At 55.8% G+C, this 13,395-nt stretch carries 12 protein-coding genes; 10 read left to right on the top strand and 2 right to left on the bottom strand.

The genetic code is table 11. The features are described from left to right. The first annotated feature begins 9 nt into the window (after positions 1-9). From MSL71_RS19765 to MSL71_RS19755, 3 genes are all read left to right on the top strand, one after another. On the top strand, positions 10-1,092 hold the full coding sequence (locus MSL71_RS19765; RefSeq protein ID WP_180143765.1) for a thioesterase II family protein: 1,083 nt from the start codon (positions 10-12) through the stop codon (positions 1,090-1,092). 135 nt (positions 1,093-1,227) lie between these two features. Beyond that, positions 1,228-1,887 carry a class I SAM-dependent methyltransferase gene (locus tag MSL71_RS19760; RefSeq protein WP_180143762.1) on the top strand — a complete coding sequence of 220 codons (660 nt, stop codon included), beginning with the start codon at positions 1,228-1,230 and terminating at the stop codon, positions 1,885-1,887. Continuing rightward, positions 1,877-2,665 (top strand): thioesterase II family protein, encoded by a 789-nt coding sequence (locus tag MSL71_RS19755; protein ID WP_180143760.1) that lies wholly within the window; start codon positions 1,877-1,879, stop codon positions 2,663-2,665. Before MSL71_RS19760 ends, MSL71_RS19755 begins: the two co-directional genes overlap by 11 nt. 183 nt (positions 2,666-2,848) lie before the next feature. Here MSL71_RS19755 and MSL71_RS19750 read toward each other — a convergent pair whose 3' ends face one another. Further along, complete coding sequence (locus tag MSL71_RS19750) at positions 2,849-3,847, bottom strand: helix-turn-helix transcriptional regulator (protein ID WP_180143757.1); 999 nt, start codon at positions 3,845-3,847, stop codon at positions 2,849-2,851. A 399-nt stretch (positions 3,848-4,246) separates the two neighbouring features. Here MSL71_RS19750 and MSL71_RS19745 point away from each other — a divergent pair, with 399 nt between their 5' ends. The 7 genes from MSL71_RS19745 to MSL71_RS19715 all read left to right on the top strand — a co-directional run bounded on the left by MSL71_RS19745 (position 4,247) and on the right by MSL71_RS19715 (position 12,121). Continuing rightward, positions 4,247-6,271, top strand: a complete 2,025-nt coding sequence (locus tag MSL71_RS19745; protein WP_180143755.1) for a TonB-dependent receptor — start codon at positions 4,247-4,249, stop codon at positions 6,269-6,271. A gap of 139 nt (positions 6,272-6,410) precedes the next feature. Further along, positions 6,411-7,490, top strand: a complete 1,080-nt coding sequence (locus MSL71_RS19740; RefSeq protein WP_246317838.1) for a FecCD family ABC transporter permease — start codon at positions 6,411-6,413, stop codon at positions 7,488-7,490. After that, positions 7,487-8,278, top strand: a complete 792-nt coding sequence (locus MSL71_RS19735) for an ABC transporter ATP-binding protein (RefSeq protein ID WP_180143753.1) — start codon at positions 7,487-7,489, stop codon at positions 8,276-8,278. The genes MSL71_RS19740 and MSL71_RS19735 overlap by 4 nt, the downstream gene beginning before the upstream one ends. 47 nt (positions 8,279-8,325) lie before the next feature. After that, positions 8,326-9,156, top strand: a complete 831-nt coding sequence (locus tag MSL71_RS19730) for a 2-amino-3,7-dideoxy-D-threo-hept-6-ulosonate synthase (RefSeq protein ID WP_180143751.1) — start codon at positions 8,326-8,328, stop codon at positions 9,154-9,156. Between the two features lie 224 nt (positions 9,157-9,380). After that, positions 9,381-10,406, top strand: a complete 1,026-nt coding sequence (locus MSL71_RS19725; protein ID WP_425484447.1) for a methyltransferase — start codon at positions 9,381-9,383, stop codon at positions 10,404-10,406. A gap of 57 nt (positions 10,407-10,463) precedes the next feature. Next, positions 10,464-11,477, top strand: a complete 1,014-nt coding sequence (locus tag MSL71_RS19720; protein ID WP_180143747.1) for a helix-turn-helix transcriptional regulator — start codon at positions 10,464-10,466, stop codon at positions 11,475-11,477. A 332-nt stretch (positions 11,478-11,809) separates the two neighbouring features. Beyond that, on the top strand, positions 11,810-12,121 hold the full coding sequence (locus tag MSL71_RS19715) for a hypothetical protein (RefSeq protein WP_180143745.1): 312 nt from the start codon (positions 11,810-11,812) through the stop codon (positions 12,119-12,121). Between the two features lie 173 nt (positions 12,122-12,294). Here the strand turns inward: MSL71_RS19715 and MSL71_RS19710 are convergent, their stop codons facing one another. Continuing rightward, positions 12,295-13,266, bottom strand: a complete 972-nt coding sequence (locus tag MSL71_RS19710) for a hypothetical protein (RefSeq protein ID WP_180143743.1) — start codon at positions 13,264-13,266, stop codon at positions 12,295-12,297. Positions 13,267-13,395 lie beyond the last annotated feature (129 nt).

Here is a 13,395-nt window from a genome sequence, read left to right as displayed (position 1 = left end):
GAGAATACGATGAAAACGTTAAGGTATGGGCTTCTGGTCCTGCTGGCTCTGACTGGGCTCGTGGGATGCGATGAGATCCCCGTGGCCGACACCGGGGAGGACAGGATCGTGGCCACGGGAGCCGAGGTGACCCTGGACGGAAGCGGGAGCACGGGGCTTGGTCCCCTTGCGTACCGGTGGGAGCTTACGCCCCCGGAATACAGCACGGCAACTTTGTCATGCGACGACAGCATCACCCCGGTGTTTACCCCGGATGTGCCCGGCCGTTACACCGTGCGGCTGGTGGTTTCCAACCTTTTTATGGAGAGCGTGCCGGACGAGCAGGTCGTTGTGGCGGCTCCGGCAGGCCAGTGCCTTTACAGGCCCCTGCCGCGGAAAAATCCACGGCTCCGGGTTTTTTGTTTTCCCTATGCAGGCCAGGGGGCACAGATCTACGATCCGTGGCTCAGCCATTTGGGAGAGGATGTGGAGCTGGTGAGCGTGATGTTTCCCGGGCGTTTTTACCGGGACGGAGAGGCCGCGTTTACCCTCCTTGACGACATTGTGGACGAGGTGTGTCGGGACATCACCCCGCTGACGGACGTGCCCTTTGTTTTCTTCGGTCACTGCATGGGGGCCCTCATCGGTTTTGAAGTGGCAGACAGGCTGGAAGAACAGGGGCTCCCCCGTCCGTTTCACCTGGTCATGTCCGGGACCCCGGCCCCCCAGTTACCGGTTTATGGGCAGCGGCCGCCCTTGCACAACCTGCCTGAGGAGCCTTTCATCGCCTTCCTTCTCCAGATCGGTCTGATCGATCAGGAGATGGCGGACCATAAAGAGGACCATGCGGAGCTCTTTTCCTGGATTCGCTCGGATTTCGAGATGGTGGATACCTGGGCCTACACCCCCGGCATGATCGTTCAGAGCCCCATCACAGCCCTCGGGGGCGAAGAGGATATGGCGGCTACCCATGATCAGATCCTCGCCTGGCAGGAGGTGACGGAAGGGGGCTTTGCCTGTCGCATGTTTCCGGGTGAGCATTTTTTCATCGACAGCTCGCGGGAAGATGTCCTTGCCATTCTCAATGCCATCCTGGACGACCGACGGGAGTGAGCCTGGGATCAGGGAACCGTGATTTGTCATGATGCCATGTATGCGCTTGCCCCGGGCGATTCAGCCTTGTGGCAGGCGTATGCGAAACCAGTAAGAAAAGGGGGAAGCCCCGGCTTCCCCGGAAAGGATGAAACAATGCACGCAGATGTCATGGCCGGTGCGGCCTCTTATACAAAACCCATGCTCATGGTGTATGACATGTTTGTCCTGCACTTTGCCGCCCGGTTTGTCTGGAAATGCCCCTCATCCAACATCACCCGATTTTACAGCGACAACATTTCGGCCAACCACATGGATGTGGGGGTGGGGACCGGGTATCACCTTCAACGCTGCGAGTTCCCGGCTCCCAATCCCCGGGTGACCCTTTTCGACCTGAACCCGAACAGCCTTGCGAAAACCTCCCGGCGGTTGGTGCATTGCCGCGTCACCACCCATGTTGGCAACGTGCTGGAGCCCCCGGATCAGGGGCTTCCGGCCTTTGACTCCATTGCCACGAATTACCTGTTGCATTGCCTTCCGGGAACCATCAAGGAGAAAGGGGTGATCTTCAGCCATTTAAAACCCCACCTTAACCCCGGGGGCGTGCTGTTCGGTACAACCATCCTGGGGGAAGGGGTTCCCAAGGGAGCCATGGGTCTGAGACTGCAGAGGCGATTCAACGAGACGAAGGTGTTCAGCAACCATTGCGATAATCTGGCGGATCTGGAGAGCGCCTTGGGAGCATGCTTTTCTGAGTACAGCACAGAGGTGCACGGGGCCGTGGCTTTTTTTAAAGGAGTGAACCATGGCGCGTAAGCACCTTGCCGGGCGGTTTCCGTCCCGACCGGCGGCTGGCGGGGTCCGGTTGTTCTGCTTCCCCTTTGCAGGGGGGGGCGCTTCCATTTACAGCCCATGGAGGCAGGTGTTTCCGGAGTCGGTGGAGGTTGTCCCTGTGCAGCTGCCCGGCAGGGAGAACAGGCTCACCACATCCCCTTTTCAAGAGATGGGGAGCCTGGTGCACTGGCTTTTTGAGGAGGTGACCCCGTTGCTGGACAAACCCTTCGTGTTTTTCGGGCACAGCATGGGGGCGCAGGTTGCCTTTGAGCTGGCAAGCCTTGTGAGGACACGCCTTGGTTTGGAGCCCCTTCATTTTTTTGCGTCTGCATGTCATGCCCCCCACCTGAGGACCCCGCCGCCCCTTATCGGCGGGTTGACGGACGAGGCCTTTCTTCGCCGCATCGCAGATTTAGGGGGCACGCCGGAGGCAGTCTTGCGGGACAAGGAGTTGACGCGCCTTGTCCTGCCGGTGCTCCGTGCGGATTTTTTCCTCACGGAGAGCTATCGCACCGATGTGGCAGAGCCCCTTGGGTGCCCCGTCACCGCCCTGTGTGGCTCGGAAGATTACCGCTACAACGAAGAGCTTATCCGTCCATGGCGTCGGCACAGCACGGGCCCCTTTTCCTTTCATGTCATCAAAGGGGGCCATTTTTTTCTTCGGGAGTCCCAGGGTGCGGTGTTGGAAAAGGTTGGCTCCGTCGTGGACGAACTGCTCCAGGCTGCTTATGTCAGGGGAGAAGGGGGCTCTGTCTTGTAACCAGGATAGTTGGTGGGAAACCAATCGGATGAAGCCAAGGTCTGCCGGTGGTTGTGGTTGAATGAAAATCCCGGTTTTCTGATTGGTTTCCTCATTTCTCGGACAAGCCGAGTGCACCCGTCATTTTCGTTATCTGAGCTTTGATCATGGGGGCACTCGACTCTCGAACTCTTCGGGGCAGGCTTACAGCTCTGCAGAGACCCGTCTGTGGTAGGCCTTGGGGCTGATGCCGAAATACTGCTTAAAAGCCCGGGAAAATGTCCCGGGTTGCGAGTAGCCCACGGTGTATGCCACCTCCGTGACGTTCATCTCTTTGCTCTCCAGCAGCTTTTTTGCCTCTTCCATCTTTTGTTGCCTGAAGCACCCGAACACGCTGGTGCCGAAGACCTTGTGAAATCCCTGGTTAAGCTTGTCCTTGTTCATGCCTACCTGCCTGGCGAGTTCGTTGAGGTGGGGCGGGTTCTCGAAGTCCATTCCGAGAATGGTTCTGGCTTCATGGATTTTGGCAATTTCGCTCGGGGTAAAGGTGGGGGCGTTGAAACGAAAATCCCCCTGGGCGTGCTGCAGTGCCGCAAAGTAAAGGACAATGAGTTCAATGGCTTTACTCTCCAGGTAAACCCTGCGGAAGGCATCGGTGTAAGGACAGCCGAGGATCTGTATGATGGCCATCTTCATGTCCGATGTCATGGGGATGTTGCTGATGATGCTGGTTTCGTCTGTGAGATTTTGGCTGTCTGTGATCTGTCGGGGAATGACCTGGGTCAGGCCCTTGACCTCGGCGCAGAGAACCTCCGGTGAAAAGCGGATGGTGATGAGCTTCAGTGGCTCGTCTGCTGAAATGACGGTTGCGCACTCAAGTTTCGGCGCCAGGAAAAAACTGGCGTTGCCCGCATCGATGGTCAGTTTTTTTCCAATCTCCCGGGCCTGGCCTTCGAGTTTGCCGGAGATGCAAAAGAAGATTTCGATGGGCGACGCCTGGACCTCCATGGAGGCGGCCACAGGCTCATTGAAATCGAATTTTTCAATGAGAAGGTTGAGACCCGGTCGGATGGGCATCTCGTTTACGGTACCGCTCCCGGTGCTTGAATCCCAGGCCTTTTGGTTTTCCCGGTAGGAGTCGCAATTCCGGATCAACTTTTCTGTCAGAAAGTCGTCAAAATCGTCAATGGAAATGGTGTGCATACCGCCCCTCTTTTTTCCTTTTGCGTTGTATTGATTTTGTGTCGCCTTAAGATGTTAGTCTTGGCTAAATAAAAGGTCAACAGGTTTTCTCGTTATATTGAGAAAAAGTTATATTCGAAAACAAATCTCGCCAAAGCTAAATTTATTAGTGTTTATGCAAAAGGCAATGTCCTTCACTTGGTGTATGGTCGGTGAACTTCCCAGTTTTGCAGAAGATGCGGCGTATCCATGTGTTTCATGGAGTGCTGCGGGCAGGCATAAGGATCAAAGGGGGGCCTGGTGTCCATAGGCTGCAATGCGTCTGCATCACATCAACCGTTTTTTATGAACCGTCTTCGACCATTTCTTGGAATAAGGAAATTCCCGTGTCGAACGGCTCCTGACTGAAGAGGACTTGCTATGCGTATTCGATTATCTGTTGTGTTGATTTGTTTGTTCGTGTTTATCGGCACGGCCGGAGCGGAGGAACCGCTCTCTCTGGAAAACCTGACCGTCACGGCGGAAAAACAGGAGCAGGATCTCCAGAAGGTCCCGGTGAGCGTCACGGCCCTGACCGGCATGGAGATTGAAGACAGGCGCATTCGCTCCATCTCGGATGTGGCGGATTTCACGCCCAACTTTATCAGCCCCGGATCCGGCATCGTTGGTCTTTCAATACCTTCTATCCGAGGGATACATCAGGACGGCAGCGGAAGTTCTCCCGTCGGGCTTTTTGTGGACGGTGTTCCTATCCTTTCGGCCACGGGATTCAACGACGCGCTCTTGGATATAGAACGGGTGGAGGTGCTCCGTGGGCCCCAGGGAACACTCTACGGGGGAGGCACCGAGGCTGGTGCCGTCAACGTTATTACCCGCCAGCCAGGCAATGAGGTTACGGGAAAAGCGTGTCTTGAGGCAGGTGAGGACGACAAGATGAGGCTCACGGCGAGCCTGAGCAGCCCTATTAAAAAGGACGTTCTCGCTTTCAGTCTCTCCGCCCTGCACTACGAAAAGGACGGGTACATAAAAAACACCAACACCGGGGAGATGGTCAACAACCGGGACTATGACTACGGTAAGGCCATTCTTCGGTGGACACCGACCTCTGCTTTGGACATTTCGCTGATTGCCAGCGCCCTCAGGCACGACGATGGCGACCAGGGACTGGCCCTGGGGCCCGCAGGGCCTGCATTTTATGGGGTTCCAGTTCCCAACAAGCGGGAGGTTCAGTCCGATCTCCAGGGGTGGAACAAGAGCGAGTCCAACATGCAGGCCCTGAAAGTGGCCTGGGATATGAACGAAAACTGCAAGATTCAGTCTGTTACCACCCGGAGGCGTTACCGCAGCAACTACCTCAACGACTGGGACTTTACCTCCTCAGTTTCGATGTTTGCGCCCATGCATAAGGAGATGGACAATATCCTGCGGAATGTTTCCGAAGAGCTGAAGTTTTCCTGGAACGGCGAGGGAGCCAGCGTGGTTACCGGTGTGTACGCCGACATGGATGACAACGATTTTACCGATATTGATGCCGTCACCGATACGGTGACAGAAAATCACAACACAACGGGCAAGGGGCTCGGGCTGTTTATCCACGGCGAAAAGGCGCTCACCGCCAAACTCGCCGTGGTCACCGGCGTGCGTTACGACTGGGCTGAAGGAGAGTTCGACGACACAATACGGTCCCGTGAAATCGACGAGTCCTGGTCTGAGGTCTCCCCGAAGCTTAGCCTCAAGTATGCAGTGACCCCTGAGATGATGGTGTATGCCGGTGCATCCAAAGGGTATCGCAAAGGCGGGTTCAACGACCACGCAAGCCCCTCGGACCCTGAAACCTACGATGAAGAGTCCCTTATTTCCTATGAAATCGGCACGAAAAGCCAGTGGCTGGGCAACCGGCTCAGGGTCAATGTCTCCGCTTATTACATGGACATCAGCGACATGCAGGTTCGTATCGACAGCCCGGTAAGCCCTGAATTCAACTACACAGACAACGCAGCGGAGTCCTATTCCACAGGTGCCGAGGTGGAGGCCACCGCCCGGGTGACCACCGGCCTGACCCTGTCCGGTACCTTCGGATACAACCGCACCGTCTTTAAAGACTACAGTGACGCCAAGGGCGATTACGACGGCAACAAGAACCCCTACGCCCCCGATTACACCTACAGCCTAAACGGCTTATACCGCCATCCCGTAGGTATCTTCACCAACCTGTCTTATGTCGGCACCGGGGAAATGTACCTGGACAAGGAGAACATCTACAAACGCGATGCCTACGGCGTTGTCAACGCCAAGGTGGGGTATGAGACAGATCACCTGGATATCTATCTCTACGCCGACAACCTCTTTGACGAGGAGTACAACGCCATCGGGTATTTCGGCGGGGTCTACAATGTGTACAGCCCTCCCCGGGAGGTGGGCGTCAAAGTGGCCTGCAGGTTCTGATGAATCCTTGTTTTTTTGTTTAACTCCCAACGCCGCTTTGCGTGAGCCGGAGGCAACGCTGAGCGGCGCAACTGACTGAATGAGTCAAAGAAGGGATCCATATGCATGGGGCGCATGAGCCCCATGAAGGAGGCATGGCGTGGAGAAATCGTTGGCCGCTCGAAGGGAGCGGTCCCGTATGAAAGATGAGTACCTGGCGCACAGGGGGAGGAAAGCTGTTTTTATTGCGGCCGTTCTTCCTGTGCTGTGCCTCATCGCCGTGGTGTCGGTGGCTTCGGGGTGTGTGTCCATAAGCCCCGCGGATGTGTTCCGGAGCCTTGCCGGGTGCCTGGTGCCAGGCTCCGGGGGTGTTACTTCCCAGGCTGATCTCATCGTCTGGCAGCTAAGGCTTCCCCGAGTTGCCATGGGGTTGATGGCTGGTTTGGCCCTGGGGGGCTCAGGTGCCGTCATGCAGGTGGTATTGAGGAACCCCCTGGCAGACCCTTATATGCTGGGTATTGCATCCGCGGCAGGATTCGGCGCTTCCCTTGCCCTTATTTTCGGCATCGGGGTGCTGGGGGGGCCTTACCTGGTTATCGGCAATGCCTTTCTTTTTGCTCTCATCGCTTCCGGGCTCATTATGGTGTTGTCCGGTGGTGGCTCGGCCACCCCGGAATCCATGGTGCTCACCGGCCTTGCCCTTCTCTTTTTCTTCCAGGCATTAACCACCATCGTGCAGTATTTCGGTGATTCTGATGCGGTAAAGGCTGCTGTGTTCTGGAGTGTGGGAAACCTGGGTAAAGCAGACTGGGGAAAGCTGGGCGTGCTTTTTCCCCTTGTGTGCGTTGGGTTGGTGCTGCTCTTTTGGCGCAGTCGGGACCTCAACATCATGAACGCCGGGGACGAAGCCGCCATGAGTTTGGGCGTCCCGGTGGTCTTTACCCGTGGCTTTTCCATGGTGGTCAGTTCCCTGCTCGTGGCCGGAGTCGTGAGTTTTACCGGGACCATCGGGTTTGTAGGCTTGGTGGCTCCACATCTGGTGCGGCTGGCCATCGGCAGCGATACGCGGTTTCTTGTTCCTGCCTCAGCCCTGGTGGGAGCCATTCTGCTCATCGCGTCCGATACCCTGGCTCGGTCCGTCCTGGCCCCGGTGATCCTGCCTGTGGGAGCGGTGACGGCCTTTCTTGGAGTACCTCTGTTAATTTTCCTGATACTTAAGGACCAGGGAGGGCGGGTATGAGAATAGACATTGAAAACCTGTCGTTTTCCTATGGCGGCCGAGCCGTTCTTAATGGAATCGACATGGTGGCTCAACCCGGAGAGATTACGTGCGTGGTCGGCCCCAACGGTAGTGGTAAGAGCACCCTGGTCAAATGCATCGAGACCCTGTTGATACCCTCCGGGGGCCGTGTGCTCTTGGGGGGCGAGGACGCCCGCAGCATGCAACGGGTTGCCATTGCGCGGCGTATCGGGTACGTGCCCCAGCGGTTTGACCTGGCTTTTTCAACATCGGTATTTGATCTGGTCCTCATGGGACGAAGGCCCCATGTGTCGTGGAAGAGCAGCGCAAGGGACATGGACATCGTCATCGACACCCTCGTCGAGATGGAACTCGAATCCGTCGCCATGAGGCCCTTTCAGCTATTGTCGGGGGGGCAGCAGCAGCGGGTCATGGTGGCAAGGGCTCTGGCTCAGCAACCGGAGTGCCTGCTTCTGGACGAACCCACCTCGGCCCTTGATATCGCCCATCAACTGGCGTTGATGGATACGGTATCCGAGTATGCAAAGAATAAAGGGCTCTCGGTGTTGATGGTGGTTCATGACTTGAATCTGGCCGCCAGGTATGCCGACTCCATCGTCATGATGAAGGATGGCCGGGTGGTTGTTCAAGGTGAGCCCGAAGGTGTCCTGACCCGTGAGAACCTTTCGGGTGTTTTTGGCGTACAGGCCCTGGTGGGCAAACAGAAAGGCAGGGCCACTGTGATTCCTGTGGCAACTGAGCGGGTTGAAGCCGCCCGAATGACCTGACACTGCGGATTGCGATGCCCCTGCAAAACCGAAGAGGGAGGTATCCCATGAACGACGGCAAGATACGACGGTTAAAACGAATCTTTAATGACATCTCGGGGAAAACGGTGATCGTTCCCATGGACCACGGTGCCACCATGGGACCCATTCCTGGCTTGGAAGATGTGGCCGGGGCCGCCGCGGCCATAAAAAAAGGGGGAGCTGATGCCACGGTGGTGCACAAAGGCATTGCCACATCCACACCCATTGGCACGGATGCCGGGCTCGGGTTGATCCTCCATTTGTCGGCCTCCACTTGTCTGGGGCCGGATCCTTCGGGGAAGATGCTTGTGGGGGACGTGGAAGAGGCCCTTGCCCTTGGGGCCGATGCCGTTTCAGTACATGTGAACATCGGCGCCCGTGAAGAAGCGGGAATGCTCTCCGCCCTGGGGCGAACGGCCAAAGCATGTACTCGCTGGGGCATGCCCCTGCTGGCCATGATGTACCCGCGGGGGCAGGGAGTGGAGGTGAACGTGGCATCCGTTTGCATCGCCGCCCGGGTTGGGGCCGAACTCGGCGCGGATCTTATCAAGTGCCCCTACACCGGTGATCCGGAGTCGTTTTCTCGTGTGGTGGCAGGGTGTCCGGTCCCTGTGGTCATTGCCGGAGGGACCATGACATCCGACGGAACAGCGTTGAAGCGTATCGAAGGGGCCATGCAGGCTGGTGCCCGTGGGCTATCCATGGGCCGATCTGCATTTCAGCACAGCGTTCCGGAGCTTTTTGTGGCCGCAGCCCGTGCCATTGTCCACGATGGCCTTTCGGCTGAAGAGGCTCTTGCCATTATCCATGGTCAAACGCCAGGGGGCCTGCCCCGTGAGGCATCCATGGCCAATTGACCCGGATAATAAGTACTCATCGGTTCATTTGCATTTTTACAGGCAGTAAAAGTTCTTCGTGCAATAAATACAAGGCGGCGTGCCGTTAGCCAGGGGGGCGTTGATGTGTAGTTGTATATAAAAAAAGTTTGGTATACCTAAAATTACTTGACATGACTCTATCCTCTTTGTAGCATCATCGGCAAAAGGGGGGTGGTCCCATACTTAATGATAAGGAATGACAAATGAAATTTCCAAGACTTGACGCTGATTTTAAAGATACTTTCAATATGCTGTTCACCGCCCATATGCCACAGGTTATTCAAACGGCCCTTGGCCTTGGACTGTTTGACGCACTGAAGGACGACTCCATGGGTACATATGAACTTTCCGGTGTCTTGGGAGCCGACACCGGTATGACCCAGGCCCTTCTTGAGATCCTCCGCGAGGGGGGGTATCTTTCCAAAGAGGATGGAAGGTATGCCCTGGACCCCGTGTCCCGTGAATTTTTCGTGTCGTCTTCCCCGGCGTTTCAGGGGAAGGTCCTGACGGCGATGTGCAATATGTCCAATCTCCTGGGGAATGCTCAGAAGATTATGACCGAGGGAGGAGCCACCCATGATGACCGGGCGTGGGCAAACGAGGAGATGATGGAGACCATGCTCCAAGGGGGCCGGGGTGGGAAAATTCAGAGCGCGGCGTCATTCATCGCTTCGCTTCCCGAATTTTCATCCATGCGCAGCATGTGTGACATTGCCGGAAGTTTTGGTTATTTTTCCATGGGCATTCTGGACCGGAACCCGGATCTTTCGGCTGTTGTGTATGACTTGCCCGAGGTTGCGGAGGCCGCTGGGCCGTATATCGCGAAAGCGGGCTACGAAGGGCGTCTTGAAGCGCGGGGCGTGGATCTTGAGTCCGGTGAGGACTTCGGGACGGGGTATGACCTGGTGTTTGTCTCCAACTATCTCTACGAGTGGAGCCGCGATCATCGCATCGTTGATTTTCTGAAGCAGGTTCGTGCTGCCTTGAACCCCGGAGGGGTGTTCGTCTCCAGGCACATGACCCTGGACGTCAAGGGAGAGGATCTCAAGAGCCAGCTGATCATGGAATTCATGACCCGCCTGGGCGGATATCCCACCCATGCCATCTCTGAAGCTCGGTTAACCGATGCGCTGAAGCAGGCTGGATTCTGTGACGTAACCGTGAGACAACCCGAAGACGGGTCATATGACAACACCCTGGATATCGCCGCTCGCGTGGCCGTTTCCTAATCGACACATTTCCACAGAACCCACGTGGTGTTGACGGGATTACCAATGGAACGAGAGATGCTTCAGCAGAGATCGGAAGATGGCGCGGCTTTTCTTTTCAGTGATTACAGAAAGACGTCGGAGGCTTCACCCTATGGGGAGATTGCCAGTTCCATGGCCGGGCTTTCGGAAGAGTATGCCAGTTACGAGGTAATCCCTATTCGCCGCGGGCTCCATGTTACCGTGAGCCGGTTCAGTGCCCGCAGGCCGCTGGTCCTTGATTTTGAAATTGCAGGGGCTCCCATCGACTTTGAGTACTGGCTCAGCGGTGCGGGGCAGTGCCGGATGCAGGGCATGAACCCGGCGCCCTCGGTGTTCCGAAGCAGCGCCGGTGCTGCAAACGCCAGCTATGCCCCGAATACCTCAGGACGCTGCGAGGCCGTGGGCGATACGGATATCTGTATTGTGGGGCTCTCTGTGGACCCGTCCCTTCTCTACTCTCTGGTGGGGGAAGACGCGTCCTGCCTGCCGCCTCGGTTTCGTCCCATCGCCGAAGGAGAGGGAAGGGACAAGGACAAGTTTTCCGTCACCGGAAGCCTCCCTCCCGCCATGCAAGCCGCCTGCCATCAGATACTCTCCTGTCCCTTTGACGGTGAGTGTCGGGAGCTTTTCCTCGAGAGCAAAGCCCTTGAGCTTCTCTGCCTCCAGGTGAACGCCCTGGCGCCAGCCCACAGAGAGATCGGTCGGCCTTTTGCCCCACATGAAACCGACAGGATCCATTCCGCCAGGGATTCCCTTGTGGCGGATCTGAAAAATCCCCCTTCCATTGCCACGTTGGCCCGTCAGACGGGCATCAACGAAACAAAGCTCAAAGAAGGCTTCCGTCGCGTCTACGGAACCACTGTTTTCGGCTATTTGAGACGTCACAAAATGGAGGTGGCTCGCGCCTTTTTGGAAGCGGGGGAGAAAAACGTCAGTGAAGCCGCCTACGATGTGGGGTATGTCAATGTAAGCCATTTTATCTGCGCCTACCGAAAAGCCTTCGGCGTGAATCCTGGTGAGGTTGCCCGGCAGTGTCGTGCTGTTTTTTAAATGCATAGCCACTGGGTTCATCCGGGGGAACTCGATGACGTGTGCAGTGCTTTAATACCAAGGTATTGATAAAACACCCGACTGATCCCCCATCTCAGGCTATTAAGTGGATGGAGCACCGTCATGGGGCTCTTTTCTTTTTTCTGTTTTTTCGACCCATAGCCAACATTAAGACAGGCTATCTGGGTAATAGTTTTTCGGTTGGCCTAAAATTATTGCCCATGATTAAAAAAATGATTAAGCTGAATATGGTGCGGTTGCACCTTGAAGTGATGAGATTTAATTTTCGCCTGCCCGGCAGGTCTAACCTTTAATCTAAAGGAGGGGAGCCCATGGAACCCAACCGATTCGGAACGAGCCGCGAGATGGTGATCGATGAAATCAATGTGAACGGGGTCACGCAGGTGATGGCCATTGACGAAAAGGGGCTTTACCTGACAACCCCGGACAGGGTGGGGCGCAACATGGCCGATGTGAACCGCTACGGCGGTCAGCGAAAACAGTACATCGATACCCTGGAGTCCCTGGGGTACGACACGGAAAAGATCCGTAACGAGAACCGCCACATCGTCGCGGCCCTTGCCGAAAACGGACCCACCGAGAAGAAACTCAACCCTATCAAGGCCTCTAAGCGCGGGGAGTGATGGAGTCCTGACTTGTTTGGGGACAGGTGGCCCCGGAAAACCGGGGCCACCTTAATTAGGTGTGTGACTGTTTTGACTCGATGCCCTCAAGGCGTTTGAAGGCATGGGATTGGATTTGCCGGTTATTGCTTGGTCTTACCTCTTCCCGGGAGAGCCGGGTTGTAACTTACAGGCTACCCTTCGCACTGTTTTTCAAGCTCATCGAACTTGTCGGGATCTGAGAAAGAGAGGTCCACAATGGCCTTGGGAATGGCGCTCTGCTCGCACATGGTGCGGATCTCTTTTTCCACGTCGCTGAAGTACTGGATCTCACGGATGGCATAGATGTGTTCAGCCATCTGGTCCATGGGAATGTCTTCGAGGGCCGGGCCTTCTGCCTCGGCTTTTTTCTTGGCCGCGGCTTCTTCTGCGAGTCGCTGCTGTTCTTTCAGCTCTTCTTCCATGGCTTTTTTGGCTTTGTCGATGTCTGCCTGAGCGATCTGGGCGACCTCAATGATGAGATCTTCCGGGATATCATTGCTGAAAAGGAATTTTACTTTTTCATGGTCGGGCTTGCCTTCGACGGTTTCAAGCAGAGACAGCACCTTGTTTCTTGCCGCAATTTCTGCGGCGATATCCGCGTGTACCTGATCCAGTTTTTCCTGGGGAATGCCCATGCGCTCTAAAATCACCGGGCTTTCCACGGTCTCTTCAATCAAGAGCCGAATGCCCAGGTCACCGTCCAGGCCCTTGGCTTTCTGGACAAGCAGATCCAGCTTGGCCTCTTCAAACATTTGGATCAAGGCGTCTCGTCTGTCCGTTTTCTGGACCCTCTCCCAGGTTTTGCCCAGGTTATCCGTGACCCTGTAGGATGCATGGCAGGGGTTGGCAAGGTCTTCAAGGGTCAGTTCGGAAAGTGCTTTGGTCAGGTCCTTGAGCATGGGCCTTCCGACCTTCAGCATGTCCTCCAAAGCCCATCTCAGTGCCATCATTTTAATTCCGGATTTTGAAACCGCATACCCTTTACCGTCCAGCTCCCCAACCAGCTTCTGGACTGTTTTTTCCTTGTTCTCTTCGGTGATGTTCTGTCCCTCAAGGGCAAGCAGATTCTCTTCAATGGCCAACCAAAGGGGCGTCATTACAATCGTCTCTTCATTTGTTGTCATGTTTCTTTTCCTTTTTATCTGGGATGAATCCCCATGGTCCTGAAGTCATTAACAGACACAACATGCTGCCGAATAAAACACCGGAGGCGTGTCATGCGGGCTCTTGTTTGTGCCAAGCTAACATTATAG

Source organism: Desulfoluna butyratoxydans, from assembly GCF_900699765.1.
GTDB lineage: Bacteria > Desulfobacterota > Desulfobacteria > Desulfobacterales > Desulfolunaceae > Desulfoluna > Desulfoluna butyratoxydans.
The sequence above is the reverse complement of the archived record's forward strand: the minus strand, read 5'-3'. Positions and strand labels throughout refer to the sequence as shown.

Bases quoted from the DNA above. Each gene is read 5' to 3' on its own strand.
- MSL71_RS19735 (WP_180143753.1), top strand. From the start codon at position 7,487: ATGAGAATAGACATTGAAAACCTGTCGTTTTCCTATGGCGGCCGAGCC.
- MSL71_RS19760 (WP_180143762.1), top strand. From the start codon at position 1,228: ATGCACGCAGATGTCATGGCCGGTGCGGCCTCTTATACAAAACCCATG.
- MSL71_RS19720 (WP_180143747.1), top strand. From the start codon at position 10,464: ATGCTTCAGCAGAGATCGGAAGATGGCGCGGCTTTTCTTTTCAGTGAT.
- MSL71_RS19765 (WP_180143765.1), top strand. From the start codon at position 10: ATGAAAACGTTAAGGTATGGGCTTCTGGTCCTGCTGGCTCTGACTGGG.
- MSL71_RS19730 (WP_180143751.1), top strand. From the start codon at position 8,326: ATGAACGACGGCAAGATACGACGGTTAAAACGAATCTTTAATGACATC.
- MSL71_RS19715 (WP_180143745.1), top strand. From the start codon at position 11,810: ATGGAACCCAACCGATTCGGAACGAGCCGCGAGATGGTGATCGATGAA.
- MSL71_RS19755 (WP_180143760.1), top strand. From the start codon at position 1,877: ATGGCGCGTAAGCACCTTGCCGGGCGGTTTCCGTCCCGACCGGCGGCT.
- MSL71_RS19745 (WP_180143755.1), top strand. From the start codon at position 4,247: ATGCGTATTCGATTATCTGTTGTGTTGATTTGTTTGTTCGTGTTTATC.
- MSL71_RS19725 (WP_425484447.1), top strand. From the start codon at position 9,381: ATGAAATTTCCAAGACTTGACGCTGATTTTAAAGATACTTTCAATATG.
- MSL71_RS19710 (WP_180143743.1), bottom strand. From the start codon at position 13,266: ATGACAACAAATGAAGAGACGATTGTAATGACGCCCCTTTGGTTGGCC.
- MSL71_RS19750 (WP_180143757.1), bottom strand. From the start codon at position 3,847: ATGCACACCATTTCCATTGACGATTTTGACGACTTTCTGACAGAAAAG.